General features: G+C 42.2%; 14 protein-coding genes. 1 reads left to right on the top strand and 13 read right to left on the bottom strand.

Going from position 1 to position 15,290, the window contains the following annotated elements; genetic code table 11:
- Positions 1 to 114: 114 nt before the first annotated feature.
- The 12 genes from RV13_RS00450 to RV13_RS00395 form a co-directional block, all read right to left on the bottom strand.
- Positions 115 to 1,899, bottom strand: coding sequence for an ABC transporter ATP-binding protein (locus RV13_RS00450; protein ID WP_028020633.1), 1,785 nt, complete (start codon positions 1,897 to 1,899; stop codon positions 115 to 117).
- On the bottom strand, positions 1,892 to 3,658 hold the full coding sequence (locus RV13_RS00445; RefSeq protein ID WP_010745128.1) for an ABC transporter ATP-binding protein: 1,767 nt from the start codon (positions 3,656 to 3,658) through the stop codon (positions 1,892 to 1,894). Before RV13_RS00445 ends, RV13_RS00450 begins: the two co-directional genes overlap by 8 nt.
- A 101-nt stretch (positions 3,659 to 3,759) precedes the next feature.
- A complete protein-coding gene (locus RV13_RS00440) occupies positions 3,760 to 4,188 on the bottom strand; it encodes a MarR family winged helix-turn-helix transcriptional regulator (protein WP_028020634.1) in 429 nt (142 codons plus the stop codon).
- A gap of 59 nt (positions 4,189 to 4,247) precedes the next feature.
- A complete protein-coding gene (locus RV13_RS00435) occupies positions 4,248 to 4,583 on the bottom strand; it encodes a hypothetical protein (RefSeq protein WP_010745126.1) in 336 nt (111 codons plus the stop codon).
- A 144-nt stretch (positions 4,584 to 4,727) separates the two neighbouring features.
- Positions 4,728 to 6,107, bottom strand: a complete 1,380-nt coding sequence (locus RV13_RS00430; protein WP_010745125.1) for an MATE family efflux transporter — start codon at positions 6,105 to 6,107, stop codon at positions 4,728 to 4,730.
- A gap of 3 nt (positions 6,108 to 6,110) precedes the next feature.
- Entirely contained in the window at positions 6,111 to 6,545 is a 435-nt protein-coding gene (locus RV13_RS00425; RefSeq protein ID WP_010745124.1) for a MarR family winged helix-turn-helix transcriptional regulator, read from the bottom strand.
- Positions 6,546 to 6,678: 133 nt separating this feature from the next.
- The gene (locus RV13_RS00420; protein WP_010745123.1) at positions 6,679 to 7,278 is read right to left on the bottom strand and encodes a YczE/YyaS/YitT family protein; all 600 of its coding nucleotides are present in this window, start codon (positions 7,276 to 7,278) and stop codon (positions 6,679 to 6,681) included.
- Positions 7,278 to 8,711, bottom strand: a complete 1,434-nt coding sequence (locus tag RV13_RS00415) for a glycoside hydrolase family 1 protein (RefSeq protein ID WP_060789267.1) — start codon at positions 8,709 to 8,711, stop codon at positions 7,278 to 7,280. Before RV13_RS00415 ends, RV13_RS00420 begins: the two co-directional genes overlap by 1 nt.
- An 80-nt stretch (positions 8,712 to 8,791) precedes the next feature.
- Complete coding sequence (locus tag RV13_RS00410; protein ID WP_010745121.1) at positions 8,792 to 9,580, bottom strand: histidine phosphatase family protein; 789 nt, start codon at positions 9,578 to 9,580, stop codon at positions 8,792 to 8,794.
- Positions 9,581 to 9,591: 11 nt separating this feature from the next.
- Positions 9,592 to 9,936 (bottom strand): PTS sugar transporter subunit IIA, encoded by a 345-nt coding sequence (locus tag RV13_RS00405; RefSeq protein ID WP_028020635.1) that lies wholly within the window; start codon positions 9,934 to 9,936, stop codon positions 9,592 to 9,594.
- 74 nt (positions 9,937 to 10,010) lie between these two features.
- Positions 10,011 to 11,279 (bottom strand): PTS sugar transporter subunit IIC, encoded by a 1,269-nt coding sequence (locus RV13_RS00400; RefSeq protein ID WP_010745119.1) that lies wholly within the window; start codon positions 11,277 to 11,279, stop codon positions 10,011 to 10,013.
- Between the two features lie 18 nt (positions 11,280 to 11,297).
- Positions 11,298 to 11,612, bottom strand: coding sequence for a PTS sugar transporter subunit IIB (locus tag RV13_RS00395; protein WP_010745118.1), 315 nt, complete (start codon positions 11,610 to 11,612; stop codon positions 11,298 to 11,300).
- A gap of 177 nt (positions 11,613 to 11,789) precedes the next feature.
- Here RV13_RS00395 and RV13_RS00390 point away from each other — a divergent pair, with 177 nt between their 5' ends.
- On the top strand, positions 11,790 to 13,766 hold the full coding sequence (locus RV13_RS00390) for a BglG family transcription antiterminator (RefSeq protein ID WP_082718855.1): 1,977 nt from the start codon (positions 11,790 to 11,792) through the stop codon (positions 13,764 to 13,766).
- Here RV13_RS00390 and RV13_RS00385 read toward each other — a convergent pair.
- Positions 13,737 to 15,023: an L-lactate MFS transporter gene (locus RV13_RS00385; protein WP_010745116.1), complete on the bottom strand. Its 1,287-nt coding sequence runs from the start codon at positions 15,021 to 15,023 to the stop codon at positions 13,737 to 13,739. The genes RV13_RS00390 and RV13_RS00385 overlap by 30 nt on opposite strands.
- Between the last annotated feature and the right edge of the window lie 267 nt (positions 15,024 to 15,290).

Below are 15,290 nucleotides of genomic sequence, written 5' to 3'. Positions count from 1 at the left end.
CCTTTTTCTAACTAATTTCCCTGTAATCATTCTATTTAATGCTGTCTTTTGCCCTGAGTACTGCAAAAAAAGGTACTAAGAATCCGAGGATTCCCAGTACCTTTTTTTCAATTATTAAACAAGCTGTTCTTTCTCAAACTGACTATTGTATAGGTCAGCGTAAAAGCCTTGTTCATCCATCAGCTCTTCATGGTTCCCTTGCTCGATAATGTTTCCTTCTTTCATGACTAAAATCAGATCCGCATTTCGAATGGTGGATAGTCGATGAGCGATGACGAAGGAAGTTCGATTATTCATTAATTGATCCATCGCTGCTTGAATCAACTCCTCTGTTCGGGTATCCACAGAACTAGTGGCCTCATCTAGAATCAGCATCGGTGCGTCTTTTATGATCGCACGAGCAATCGTCAATAATTGTTTTTGTCCAACAGATAAGCTCACACTATCATCTAGATAAGTATCATAGCCCTTCGGCAGTGTTCGGATAAAGTGATCAATCCCTACTGCTTTACACGCCTTTACCACCGCTTCGTCGGTAACATGCTGCTGATTGTAAATCAGATTTTCTTTGATCGTTCCTTCAAATAGCCAAGTATCCTGCAATACCATACAAAATTGGTCGTGGACCTCTTCTCGCGTCATATCCTTTGTGGACACACCATCAATTATAATCTCTCCATGATTGGTTTCGTAAAAGCGCATCAGCAGATTAACGATCGTTGTCTTCCCTGCTCCAGTTGGACCAACAATCGCGATTTTTTGACCCGCCTTCGCTTCGACACTGAAATGATGAATGATCGTTCGTTCTTTTTCATAGCCAAAGCTGACATTCTCGAAGCGAATATTGCCTTCCGGCTTCCGTAATTTGGTTATTTTTTCTGATTCATCAGCCAATTCCTCTTCGGCTAAAAATTCAAACACACGATTCATTGCCGCTGCCGCCGACTGCAGATTCGAAAAAGCTTGCGCCAACTGTGATAGCGGCTGTGAAAACAAGCGGATATAGACAGTAAACGCGACGATCACTCCAAGAGTGATGTCGCCTCTCAGAGCTAAAACAGCGCCAACTACGCAGACTGCAACATACCCAAAATTTCCGATAAAGCCCATTAACGGCTGCATGATCCCAGATAAGAATTGTGCCTTCCACACACTGCCATAAAAATCCTGATTCATCTCACCAAACTCAGTCTTCATATCCTCTGCGGCACTGTATGCATTAATGACCTGTTGTCCAGAATACGCCTCTTCAGCAAAGCCGCTGATATTCGCAAGCTTTTCCTGTTGCTGATTAAAATGGACTTGGGATTTAGCCATAATGACCGCCATGAATAAAAAGCCTAATAGAACAGAAATGACTGAGGTGATTGTTAATATAAGATTTGTTCGAAACATCATGATCAGACAACCGATAAAAAGCGTGATTGATGGAAACAAGGAGCTCAAGCTTTGATTCAAGGATTGGCTCACTGTATCTAGGTCATTGGTCACACGACTCAAGGTATCCCCCTGACTGTGAGAATCAAAATAATTCAACGGCACAGCATTAATCTTTTCCGATATCTGACGACGCATTTGTTTTGAAAAGCGTTGTGTTACTGTCGCTACGATGAAGCCTTGAAAATAAGAGAGAACCGCACCGATTACATATAATAGAACTAAACTTAAGCCAATGTGGCTGATTTGTGTGAGATTGATCGATCCTCGCAGGCCTTGAGTAATCAAATCTGTAATTTCACTTAATCGATTCGGTCCGACGATTTGTGTGATACTCCCGATCGTTGCAAAGATGATCGCTAAAATCAGCGGCCATTTGTATTGATTCAACGCGTTTAAAATATTTTTGCGCAAAGGATGTGCCTTTGGTTGTGTTTGAATATTTTCCAATGTATTATCCATTAACTAATTCCTCCTTCGACAGCTGTGAATACGCAATCTCTTGATAGACGGAGTTGGTCGCCAATAATTCGTCGTGGGTTCCTTGTCCGACGATTCGTCCTTCATCCAAAACAAGGATCTGATCCGCATCCATGATCGTACTGATTCGTTGAGCAACAATCAGTTTTGTCGTATCAGCTAATTTTTCTTTTAGTACCTGTCGTAATTTTTTATCCGTTTTGTAATCTAGCGCAGAAAAGGAATCATCGAATAATAGAATTTCTGGCTGTCTTGCGATCACACGAGCAATTGCTAGACGCTGCTTCTGTCCACCGGAGAAATTGCTGCCGTTTTGAGCGACCGGACTCTTCAGCTTGCCCTCTTTTTCATTCACAAATTCACTAGCCTGTGCAATGGACAAGGCTTCCTGCATTTTTTCTTCATTCAGCGGCTGATTACCGCTGGTTCCAAAATCAAGATTCGACTGGATCGTTCCGCTAAATAAAATTGGCTTTTGGGGAATGTAGCCGACAATATCATTTAAATTCACGTGACTATACGTATTGATCGGCTGTCCATCAATTGAAATATTTCCTTCGGTTGTTTCATAAAAGCGAGGAATCAAATTCAGGATTGTACTTTTTCCGCTGCCGGTCGAACCGATAAAGGCAACTGTATCCCCCTGATCGGCCTTAAAGCTGATGTCATGAATCACAGGTTCAGAAGCATCCGGATAGCTGAATGATACATGATCGAATTCTACGGTTCCTTTGATCTCCGGTTGTGTTTTCTCGCCTTCCGTTGGAAATTCAACGGAGGATTCTTTCGTTAAAACTTCGTTGATCCGTCTAGCGGATACGGTCGCTCGAGGTAAGATCATAAAAATCATCGACATTAAAACAAAGCTCATTACTACCTGCATCGCATAAGAAGAAAAGACGATCATATCACTGAACAAGGAAAGCTTTAGTCCCCCTTGCGCTTGTTGAATCATGTAAGCACCGATCCAATAGACCGCTAGTGTCAGTCCGCCTGAAATCAGGCTCATTCCCGGACTCAGCAATGCCATTACGCGACCCGCGAATAAATTCGTTGCTGTGAGATCTTGATTGGCCTTCTCGAATTTCTCTTCTTGATAGTCTTCTGCGTTATATGCTCGGACCACTCGCAGACCCGTTAGATTTTCCCGTGTAATACTGTTAACTTTATCGGTTAATTGCTGCACTTTTGCAAAGCGCGGCTGCACTAGTGTCAAAACGATCGATAGCATAATCAATAGGATCAAAACAGCAACTCCTGTCGTAGTGGTCCACTGCCAATTTTTTCCGGCAATTTTCAATACCGCCCAGACCGCCGTGATAGGTCCTTTGATCATTACTTGCAGCCCCATCGCGACTACCTGTTGAATTTGCGTTAAATCATTGGTTGTCCGAGTCGTTAAACTGGGGATCGAGAATTGCTGAATCTCATACGTGGAATAATCCATTACTTGTCCAAACATCTCTTGACGTAGGCGGCAAGTTAAGCTCGCGGCTAGCTTCGCGGCGAATAAACCGACAATAGAAGAAAAAACAAAGCTCATTAGAGAAAGTAAAATCATCCAGCCGCCCGGTTTCAAAATTTCACTGATGGCGGTGTTAGGCGTTTGCAATAAGGTGGTGATTTGCGACATATAATCCGGGACCTTCAAATCCATCCAGACTTGTCCGACGATAAATAGTACACTGGCTAATACCAGCAATCGTTCTTTTGCGTTGGTTCGTTTTATTAGTTGTATCATAAGAGACCTCCTTGCTTGTTGTATAAATTCCAGTAAAAAAACTTGTAATTAGCATGCTAACTATTAGTGGAAATAGAAATCTGATCGCTAAAGCAACCAGATTATTGCTGAATATTTTTTTTGAACTTTTGCATTGTGGCGAAAAATTGTGTAATTTCTTCTTCTGAAACATCCTGCTTCAAAATATTTTCGACCTCTTCAATGTGCTTTTCTATCTCAATCGTCGTTTGAATGGCTTTTTCCGTGACGATCAGTTGCTTCAGTCGTTTATCCTTTTGCGAAGGCGCTGTCGTCAAAAAACCATTCTTAATCATCCGGTCTACTAAATTACTGGCCGTAGGTTTTCGAATTGATAGCCGCTCTTCTAAATCTTTCTGATAAATTTCCTTGTCGCGATTATTGACTAAATAGCCTAAAGCAAATCCCTGCGGTCCTCTAATATGGCCGCCGTCACTCATTTTTTCAATATGTCGAGCAATCAAAAGGGATAATTCTCTAACCTCAAAACCAATCGTTTCTGGCTCATTCATACAATTCTCTCCTTAGATAGTTACCATGCTAACTATTTTAAAACGTTTTTTTCTTTTTGTCAATCACATTTTTTGAGATATAACGTCACACCGTCGCTAACGAGGATACAAAGTACGCATGCAACGAAGACGCAAATTACCTTGTTACTGGCAGAAGGTTCGCCAAATTTGAACCACAAATACAGAATCATCGATGCAGTGAAAAATAAGCTGCCAAACAAGCGATTGGAAAATTGCCAGATGCGTTTCCCATAGCAGAGAAAAGCAATCCCCCGATAACCGATACCACCCGTATAGGGTTGCAGACTGATCAGTAAAACACCGAGCCCCACAGCGCCGAATAACAAGGGAATCGAGTCGACATGTGCTCTTTCAATCGCGTTCACCACTAACATTGTTTTCCCTCCTGTTTTCTACCTACGATCCTCCGACTTAATTATAGTCCTTTCTTTTGATAAAAATATAGGCTAAATTCGACGCAACCCTTATCTTTGTAAACAAAAAGGTGTGCCAAAAGTAATCGGCACACCCTTCGTTGCTTATTCTGCTTCGTAATTTAACTCTTTTAAATTGGATTCTTCTCTGGCTAATCGTTTGATTCCGCCGATATAGAAGACACCCGTCAAAAGAGCTGCACATGCATCAGCGAAAGGCGCCGCATGAAGCAGCCCATCCATTCCCCAAGTTTGAGAGAACAGCAAAATCGCCGGAATCAATAAGATGATTTGACGCGTCAAGGTTAAGAAAATAGCTGAACGCGTCCGTCCCGTCGCTTGGAAGAAATTCGACGCAACGATTTGAAAACCAATAACAGGTAAGAATAGAAACCATGTTTGAAGAGCTTTCGCGCCAAAGGCGAGTAATTCCGGCTCATTATTAAATAAACGCACCAATTGTTCTGGCATGAATCGAGTCGCTAACCAGCCTAGTAAAACAATGATCGTCGCGATCGTAATCGCATACTTTTGAGTTTCTCTTACACGTTGAAATTTCTTCGCACCAAAGTTAAAGCTGACGATCGGCTGAGCCCCTTGGACCAATCCCGTGATCGGCATCAATAAAATCGTTTGAATACTATTTACGATTCCCATACCGGATACCGCAATATCGCCTCCATAGCTTAAAAGCGTCATATTCAGCACGACATTCAACACACTGTTCCCCAACTGTAAAAGAAAATTCGGCATTCCCAACGCCGTGATCCTTGTGGCAATCGAAAGCTTGATCGGCATGTTTTTTACTTGAATCTGATGATGGCTTCGCTTACTTAAGAAATACGACAAAATCCAAACCATTGAAATAAATTGAGACAAAATCGTTGCTAGAGCCGCCCCGGCCATTCCCATATCCAACACGTAGATGAAGACTGGATCAAGAATGATATTTACGCCAGCTCCCATGAACATCGTGATCATCGCTAACTTTGGTTGCCCATCTGCTCGTAAAAAGTTATTCAAACCAATACTGACGATTTGGAACACCGCCCCAGAAAAGATGATCCGCATATAACTCATGGCAAACGGTAAAATCTTTTCACTAGCGCCAAATGCGGACAACACCGGTGATAGGAAAATATGCCCCAGCAGCATAAATAAAAGACCGCTAATAATCAACAGTGAAAAAGCATTCCCCAGTGCCAGCTCAGCTTCCTTCGTTTTTCCTTCTCCCAGCTTCATGGAGAAAAGTGTCGCACCGCCTACTCCAAACAAAATACCAATCGACAGTAAAATGATCATGATCGGAAAACCAATCGTGATCCCTGCTAAACCATTTGCCCCCAGCCCAGGAGCATGTCCGATATAAATTCGATCCACCACGTTATACAACGCGTTAACCACCATACCAATAATTGCTGGAATCGAGAATTGCCATAATAATTTTGAAACTTTTTCAGTTCCTAATGGATTTGCCGCCTCCATTTTTTACCCTCCTTTTAAATCATGCTGCTCGGTTTTTTCAACCATTTCCTCCAACAACTCAAAAAGCAGCTCTTGCTTTGCTTCGTCCATCCCCTCTAGCACGATCTTGTTCCAGCCGGAGAATTTCTCTATCATTGCTTCTCGCATATCCAAGCCTTTTTGAGTTAAAGAGATCTTATTGCAGCGTTTGTCCTTTTCATCTTTTTCCTTCGTAACCAGGCCCTTTTCTAATAGAGACTGTACGGTTCGAGTCGTCAATGCCTTGTCTACTTGAAGATAGGCGCTGATTTCCTCCTGCGTGACCGCGTCATGTCGATAGAGATACATCAAGATCGGCTGTTCCGCGGTTGTAATGTTTAACGGCTTCATCGCCGCATTTAAATAAATTTGATTTTTTCGATACAAAATCGAGATCAAACGTCCAACACTTCGTTTCATAGGACTCATCCACTTTCAAAATAAATTAGTTGACCACTCAACTAATTTATCAAATAATAGTTGAGTGGTCAACTATTATTTGAACAAAAGAAAAACGATTGAACATAACATCAACCGTTTCCTCTTTTACTATTCAACCTAATAACGGCTGCATCTTGTTTCCACAATACTGACTCGTAGCTTTCAGTAATGGACCGATCATTATTACACCAATAATTGGCCCAATCATAAATTTCCCCCCTAAAATCATACCTGTCACAAAGCAGATCAGGTCAAGACCCATCCGAACCTTTGCTAGATCAAACGTCAGTCGTTTACTTAAAGCAAAGCTAAGGGCAATGTACCCTTCTTTTCCCGCGTTGGTCGCCGCAGCAATTCCAGAACCGATCCCGATAAAGGAAATCCCGACGATAACGATCAGCACTTTTCCCCCTGTTCCGACATTCAGCGATATCTGATTGATAATCACGTCGGTAAAAATACTTGTAGCGATGGGATTTAAAATGGTCGCGAGACCTAACTCCTTTTTATCCAGCAAAGCGACGATAATCAGACAGGTACAAGTGACTAATAATGAAGCTTGTCCGACGGTAATCGGCAAATGCTTGGCGATTCCTTCCCACAAAACACCCAAGGCATCCGCCCCCAATCCCGTCGCTACACAAAGCCCGACACCCACACCGACGAGGGAAGAACCCAGAACAGAGATTACATTTCGTAAAAGCATCTTCATCAATCCAATTTCGTTCCGTTTGAGGCGATGACCTCTTTGTACCAATAAAACGAGTCTTTTCTGATTCGCTTGCACTCTTTCACATCGTCATCTGTTCGATCAACATAGATCAAGCCGTAACGCTTTTTGTATCCATTGCTGGTAGACAGCAGATCAAGGGCTGACCACGGCATGTATCCAACAACCTCAACCCCGAGATCCATCGCACGTTTCGTTGCTTGGATATGCTCACGGAAGTAGTCGATACGGTAATCGTCATGAACTTTGCCATCTGGTGTCAGCTCATCGTAGGCGCCTAAACCGTTTTCTGTGATCATGAATGGTACGCGGTAACGTGTATAAAGATCACGATAGACATATTCCAAACCAATAGGATCAATCGCCCAATCCCAGTCAGTCGTCTTCAATTCTGGATTAGGACACATTTGATAAAAACCAGGATGAGTCTCAAAGCCGGACATGTCGCCTTTTTTACCCGTTAAATTATAACCAGACCAGCTGTGCTCAGTGATATCCTCTGGACAAGCATGGGCACATTGACTGTCATAGTAGTTAATCGCGAAGAAATCGGACAAATTTTCAGCAAATAATTGCTCATCGCCTTCCTCCATCTCTGGCGCCAAGCCATGCTGCTGCAAGTAAGTCAACGCTGCCACATTGTAGTAGCCGCGGAAGTAGACATCCAAGTAATACGTGTTCCGCAGATCATTGGCGTTCAACGCCGCGATTTGATCCTCTGGTTTACAAGTACGAGCATAGACAGGGGCATAACCCAAAGCTGGACCAGCTAAGCCTCCCACCTCATGAACATATTTGCACGCAAGCGCCTGTGCTAAGTTCATATGATGATTGATCTGATAGCGCAATTGATTGTTGTCTTGATATTCTGGCAGAATATAGCATTTTTGTGTCCAATACTGCACGATGATACTTTGTTCATTAATAGTAATCCAATACTTGATATCATCTTTGAACTCGTTGATGACATATTTCGCAAATCGTGCAAAGTCATCGACAACTTTACGAGACAGCCAGCCGCCGTATCGCTCTACCAATGGCCAAGGCAAGTCATAATGATACAAAGTCGGGATTGGTTCGATGCCGTTTGCTTTCAATTCGTTGATTAAGTCCCGGTAAAATTGGACACCCGCTTCATTCACTTCGCCATCGCCATCTGGAAAAATTCGAGACCAGGCAATCGAGAAGCGATAGCTAGTAAAGCCCATTTCTTTGAATAAAGCAATATCTTCCTTGTACATATGGTAGTGATCACTCGCCACACTGGCATCCGCAAAGCCGAATTTTTCGCGACGTTCACTGTTTACGACATCTTGCTGAGATAAGCCTTTCCCATCTTCTTGTGCCGCGCCTTCGACCTGATACGCGCTGGTGGATGCTCCCCATAGGAAGTTTTTTGGAAATGCATTGTTCATGTGTTTTCTCTCCTCATCTTTTCTTTATTATTAAAACTGAAGGATGAGTCAATAACGGACTGCTTCAGGTTTCACATTGATTATTCTTTTTGATCGACGAAGCTGGTATCACCAATCTTTTTAACAGTGTATTTCCCATCTTTATAGGTCAAAGTTGTCACACTGCAATTCGCAATTTTTTCACCTTGATATTCTCCTGGCGCGACACTTTCCAATAAAATCGGGATGATCCCACCCGAGGAAACGATCAGGACATTGCCGCCTTTTTTCGCGACCTTCTTCATTACCTGCGGCATCGCTTTTTCCACCCGTTGTTTCATCTGATCATAAGTCTCAGCGGTTTTTGTCGGATCAACTTCGGCTACTTTATTCGCTAGTTCTTCTTCAGTTAACTGCTCCTTCAAGAAATCCCATAGCTCATCACTGCCTTCGGGATAGTCTAAATTCAAAGCTTTCGCAACCGCCAGATTCATCGCATCATTGGATTGCCCTTCGAAGCCGCCAAAATTTTTCTCCCTGAATCCTTTATTCTCAATGATCTGCGGTACCTTGTTGGTATTTTGAGCTAATATCAGCTGAGCGGTTTTGCGCTGCCGACCTAAATCACTGGAATAAGCACCGGTAAATTTAATATTTTTTAACCCTTCTCCAACTAACTTGGCCTGCGCTTCGCCTTCTTCTGTTAGCAAACTGTCACAAAATCCTTGGACTTGATTTTGAGTATTGAACCAAGTTTTTCCGTGTCTGACTACATAGATGGTTGTTTCTTTAGTCGGTTTCGTTTCTTTTGCCGCCTCCCCTGTTACTACATTGAAATTTACCAACAGGATGGTCAATAGAGACAACACACCAATTATTCTTTTTTTCATACACCCTTCTCCTATTTCGTCATCACTAATTCAAACAAATCAACTAAATCCTTGGTCATATTGACCTCGCTGGTAATCGTCATTAAATGATCCTGTGCATGAGTAAACAGCAAACTTGGTGCATAGCACTTGCCTGCAGCTTCATTTTGGATCACTTCTGTCTGTGAACGGTGTGCCAAAACAATGTTGTCTTTTGCTTCTTTTAAGGCCTCTCTGGCACCTTCAAAATTCTGTTCCTTTGCAAATTTGATCGCTTCTTGTGCTTTGGTGCGACCATTTCCAGCATGGATAATAATCTGCATCGCAACAGGAATCAATTCATTTTCTTCTTCCTCTAACAAATCTTTTTCATCCATCATAATAAAATTCCACCTTTTCTTTTTTAGGACGTTTTCCCGTCACGACCACATGACAGGAAAACGAGTCTTTCTTACACCGCTTCTGCCGGAGCAGTCATCGGTTCGTTCACTTTTTCTTGTTGATGCTCCTCTGCGAGAACTTCCTTTTCGTAGACCTTGAAGAACGGGTACCACGTAAGCAGATACATCGCGAACAAAAGAACATACCAAAGAATCGCTCGGAAATCCTGCAAGATCATCACACTGGAAATCGGTGCTGGAATCTGAGCAACCTGCATCAAATCCTGCGGAATATTCAATAGCCCGCCTCGCATAGCGAACCAAACAACACAGCTTCCTGTAATCGAATTGATCCACATCGGCATCATCAAGATCGGATTCATCACCACTGGCGTACTAAAGACGATTGGTTCATTGATATTAAAAAGTGAAGGACCTATACAAATACGTCCTAAAGTTTTCAGCTTCTTGGCTTTTGAAAAGCACATTAACAAATTCAATGTTAAGGTAGCTCCCGTTCCGCCCATCATGATCAGCCCTAAACTATAAACGGTTTCATTTGTTACGATATTCATTCCCACATCGCCATTCTTCATTGCTAAGGCATTCGCCGCAATGCCAGCGATAAAAATCGGATTTTGAATTGCAGACCATAACCAGGTTGAGATGCCCATTGAATAAAAGAAGGCCGGAATCAACACAAGTAAGATCAACCCAGGCAATGACTGCCCGAAACTTTGAATCGGCTCAAACAAATTGATGATTACTTCGAAAACATCGATCTTCAATGCAAAAATCAAGGTTGACCATAAGGCTAAGCTTAAGAAAATCGGGATGATATTATTGATCCACTCTACAACAAAGTCTGGCAGCTCCGAATGCTGCAGCAGATGCAATTTACTGAAATAATGGAAGATGACACTGACAACCGCTCCAACGATTACACCGATCAGAATTCCTGTCGGTCCTATGCGTCCCATGTCGTAGACTCCTTCTTTCGCGGCAACCGGATGCAGCGTCATCATCAAGACACAGACAGAGACGATTCCAGCTGTAATGGCATAGTTAGGATGTTTAAACTTCTCCATGTATTGATTCGCCACCATGAAAGCCGCGATCAAACCGATCATTCCGAATGAATAATTTGAAATATTGCCCAAATCCGGTAATTGCGGAATATACGAACGAAAAACATTATAAAAGAAGACAATTGAGCCCGTCATAATGAAGGGAATCAATTTCTGCATGGCACTTGATAAGCCAGCTACAGAAGGCTTTTGAGTCAGCTTCTTCGCCTTTGGTGCAAAAGAATTCGCCAACCAATCCATAAATTTTTTCATTTTCCTTGTTCCTCCTCATTATTTTTCTAGTTTACTAAGTGCAAAATCCAACAAGCCTTCCCCATCAAGCATGCCGTAAATATCCTGTGGAATCACATCCACCACCACATTATGAGGGGATGCTTGTTCAGCCATTTCTTCTTTAAAGGAAGCGTAGTGAGGACCTAATAACAAGATATCGATCGAATCTAAGTACGAAGCCACTTCACTTTCACTCCGAGCATCGATTGACCCGGAAATCCCGCGTTTTTTCGCAGCCTTTCTCGTTTTCTGAGCTAAAAAGCCACTAGACATTCCTGCACCGCAACATAATAAAATATTTAACGTTTCCATGACAAAGTCCTCCTAAGTTGTTTTTTCTGCACGTGCTGTTCTCTTTTACCTCTCTATTATTTCGATTTTTCACATTTCTCTCAACTAGACTCTTGCACGCAGGTCGTGCAACTCTCTATTTTTTCTTCTAGACTTTCACGCTATAATAAACAAAACGACCTATGGAGGGATGAGGCTATGAAAGAAAAGCAAGAAAATCTGCTAAAACTACTGCTGCAGCAAGATACTCCTATCTCTTCAAGAATGCTGGCGGAACAAATGAACCTTTCTGTACGTACCATCAAAAATTATATTTATGATTTAAACAAATTGGGTGCCTCTCCTGTGATCACTTCCTCTAACGCAGGCTATCAAGTGATCCGTGAGGAAGCCGAGAAATTATTAGATAAGCCAAAAAATGATACCGCTTTACCGCAAACCTTCAAGGAACGTTCTTTTTTCATTATTAAACGGATTTTGATGGAGAATCAGCGGCTCAATATTTTTGATTTGTCAGAGGAATTATTTGTCAGCTATTCCACCTTAAAATCCGATCTTTCCCGTATGAACAAGGCCTACGAGAAATACCATGTGAAATTTGTGCTTAAGCAAGATGAGATTCAGATCATCGGTGAGGAGAAGGAAAAGCGGCGCTTGATCTCCTATATTATTTTTGAAGAAGTGCCTCATAAATTTATTGATAAACAAATTTTAGAGGCTACTTTTGATAAGGCGGATATTGAAAAGCTCTCTGGAATCATTCATTCGATTATGCAGGAATCAAATTATCACCTGAACGACTTTTCCTTCGTCAACTTAATGCTGCATCTGTTGATCCTGCTGGAATCTGTTCGCAACGATAACTCCTTAGTCAGCCGTAATTGGTTCAGCTCTTGGCTGCGAGAAGACAAAGCCAAGCTGGTGACAAAGATGATCGGTCAGATCGAAACAGAGTTTGACTTGACCCTGAACCGCCTAGAAAAAGAAGAAATTCATATGATTTTTCAAGCAAATGCCAATTACATTCCTTCCAACAATTTAAAAGAGCTGGAGCAGATTGTCGGAAAGGAAATCTCTCAAACCGTCGAGAACGTTTTAGAGGATGTCCGCCAAACCTTTGGGATCAACTTAATGAGCGAAAACTTCATCGTTCCCTTTTCTTTACATGTCAGCGGCCTTTTTTCACGTGCCAAGCAAGAGACTTCTCTGAAAAACCCAATGCTGAACTCCTTAAAGAAGGATTTCCCGATGGTTTACGATATCGCGGTTTATCTCTCTTTACGATTAAGCCGCCGATTCGACATTACCATCAGTGAAGACGAAACCGCCTATATTGCTTTACATATTGGTTCGGAATTGGAGGGGCAAAAACGAAATTTGTCGAAAATTCGTACCGTTCTCCTCTGTCCTAAGTATATGAACTTAGACGAACAGCTCTATGAAAAGTTGAATCATCACTTTGGCAATGATTTAATCATTCAAACCGTTGTCTCTAAATTTTCGGAAATTGAGGCGCTGGATTTCGAGCTGTTGATCACCACACTGCCTGTACCAGAAACGACAGATTTTATTGTGATCGAGGTGTCGCCGATTTTTAATGAAGAGCAGCGACTGATGCTGATTACAGAAATTGGAGACATTCGTTTAGATCGGAAGAAAAGTATTCTGAGGAAAAACTTTGAGGATTACTTTGACGAAAAATTCTTCACTAGCCAGTTAACGACGGATTTTTCTGATGCGGTAATCGATGAGCTTTGCTGCGTGCTAGAGAAGGAGGCAATCGTTCCACCAGAATTTCGAACCCATGTCCTAGAACGGGAACATGCTTCTTCAACAGCCTTTGAAGCGATCGCGATCCCCCACTCCGTTTATATGGATGCCCATCAAACCGTAATCAGTGTCGCCATCTCGGAAAAGGGTATTCGGTGGGGAGAAAAAAGGGTGCATGTCGTTCTATTAGCAGCCATTAACGACATTGATCGCCGCTTGTTCACGGATATTTACGAAGCGCTGATCTCATTATTCGACTCTCCTCAAAGCTACCAGGAAATCAAAAAAATCAAAACGTTTGATGCTTTCCGCTCCTTTATTGATACAAAAAAGCGATTGAAACCTATTGATTTCAATCGCTTTTCCATTTATTTTTTAAGCTTGTTTTGTATTGTCGTAGCTTGATCCTGCTTTTGCTTCGTCATTACTTGATGCCGCTAGTCCTTTGATAGCTGCACGAATAATCATTGATGTTGTAAAGCCAACCAATGCCAACACGGCAAAGATTCGCAAGACATTCGTATAAGAATGGAACATTTCAGTGACCTTCCCTAAGAAGATCGGTCCAAACATTCCCGCCGCGGCCCACGCAGTTAAGATATAGCCGTGAATCGCCCCTACTTCCTTTGAACCGAAGACATCTCCGATATAAGCCGGAACGATGGAGAACCCTGCACCATAGCAAGTCATTAGCAAACAAATCAATGCGGCAAACAGCAATGGAGAGCTTACCACGGAGAGACTCAATAAGACCACAATATCGATCACAAAAAGAATCGTAAAGACATTTTTTCGACCAAGAACATCTGATATTAATGCCCAAACCAGACGGCCGCAACCATTGAAAACACCCATGACCCCCACCATCGTAGCCGCCATTCCAGCTGTCATACCGGTAATTTCTTGCGCCATTGGTGAAGCTTCTGAAACAAGCGAGATCCCGCAAGTAATATTTAGAAATAGCATAAACCACAATAACCAAAAAGTTTTCGTCTTGATGGCTTGATTGGCGGTCAATTGAACACCACGGTATTGAACCTTTACTTCTTCTTTTGGATTCGGGGCCTCAAAACCCTCAGGCGTCCAGCCAACCGGCGGTTTTTCCAAATAACGCGACGCTGTAAACATCACTAAGAAATAAGCAATCCCTAAAATATAGAAGGTTCTAGATACACCTACATGCACCATCAATTGTTGGGCGATCGGTCCGGTAATCATGGAAGCAAAACCAAAGCCCATAATGGCAAGGCCTGTAGCCAGTCCTTTTCTATCCGGGAACCAGCGGATCATCGTTGACACTGGGGTGACGTATCCAGCCCCCAAACCAATTCCGCCAATAATTCCGTACGTCAGATACAGCATTGGCAATGACTGACTTGAAACGGCAAAACCTGTCGAGACAATTCCTAATCCAAATAAAATGGATGCCACCGTTCCTGTTTTTCTAGGGCCAAATTTTTCTACAAATTTCCCCATAAACGCTGCGGATGTTCCTAAACAGAAAATCGCTAAACTAAATGCAAAAGAGATCGACGATTTATCCCAACCCGTCAACTCTCCGATCGGCTCCTTAAATACACTCCACGCGTATGCTGAACCGATAGACAGATGAATCGCTACTCCTGATAAGGCGATCAGCCATCTATTTTTTTCCCTGCGCATCTTCTTCCCTCCTGATTTCAATGCATTTGTATGATTGGGCGTGGCAAAAGATAACAAACGTTATCTTTTTTTATTTAAAAAAAGATTTTTTTCAAACACCCAATAACCTCGAGTATACGCTCTCATTTAATTAAATTCAACAAAAATTTTAATATAATCAGACGATATGATTGACTATTAAAAAAAAGAATTCTGCTTCAAAAAAATATGGGATTTAATCTTATTTTTAGGTTAAATCAAACAAAAACCTGCTAAACGATAGACGCT

Source organism: Enterococcus raffinosus (genome assembly GCF_001886185.1).
In the GTDB taxonomy this organism is placed as follows: domain Bacteria; phylum Bacillota; class Bacilli; order Lactobacillales; family Enterococcaceae; genus Enterococcus_A; species Enterococcus_A raffinosus.
Note: the sequence above shows the minus strand (reverse complement) of the source record. Positions and strands in the feature narration are given on the sequence as shown.